The organism is Rhodococcus sp. P14 (assembly GCF_000256505.1).
Classification (GTDB): Bacteria; Actinomycetota; Actinomycetes; order Mycobacteriales; family Mycobacteriaceae; genus Rhodococcus; species Rhodococcus ruber.
In genome coordinates, this window is sequence record NZ_AJFC01000418.1 from 1 (window position 1) to 652 (window position 652).

At 64.9% G+C, this 652-nt stretch carries 1 protein-coding gene; it reads left to right on the forward strand.

What is annotated here, in order from left to right; translation table 11 throughout:
- Positions 1–169: 169 nt before the first annotated feature.
- Positions 170–652: tyrosine-type recombinase/integrase (locus OEY_RS29410; RefSeq protein ID WP_237713818.1), on the forward strand; the 483-nt coding region annotated here is incomplete at its 3' end.

Below are 652 nucleotides of genomic sequence, written 5' to 3' on the forward strand. Positions count from 1 at the left end.
CGGTCAGGGGGCAGTGATGCCCGACTGGGCTGCCCTCATCGACGAGTACCTCGCCTTCCGCATCGCACGAGGATTCCAACCGAGCCGCAAGATACAGCGATTGCTCCCGCAGTTCGTCGCCTCGCTGCCGCACCGTCGCGACGACGGTCTGCTGTTCAGCAACTCCGACGTGCTGACCTGGGCGAACGTCCCTGATCAGGCGGCACCTTCCTGGGTCTCGGCCCGATTGTCGATCGTGCGGGGCTTCGCGCTCTACCTCGCCGGATCCGACCTTCCCGTCGTCGTGCCGGCCTGTCGGCAGGCACCGACCTCGTCTCGCCGAGCCACCCCGTATCTGTATTCGACCTCGCAGATCGTCGACCTCATGGATGCCGCCGACGTGGTGTTCACGCCCCTGCGTGCCGCCACCATGCGCACCCTCATCGGGTTGCTCTTCGTCACCGGAATGCGCATCGGTGAGACGCTGCACCTGAGTGTCGGCGACCTCGATATGAATCAGAAGACCCTGATGATCCGGCACGCGAAGCTCGGTCGCGAACGCATCGTCTGCCTCGATACCAGCACCACCGAGGCGCTACAGGTCTACCTGGACGATTTACCACGACACGGTCTGGGCACCGGCGCCGATCGGCCGCTGTTTGTCACCGGCAGA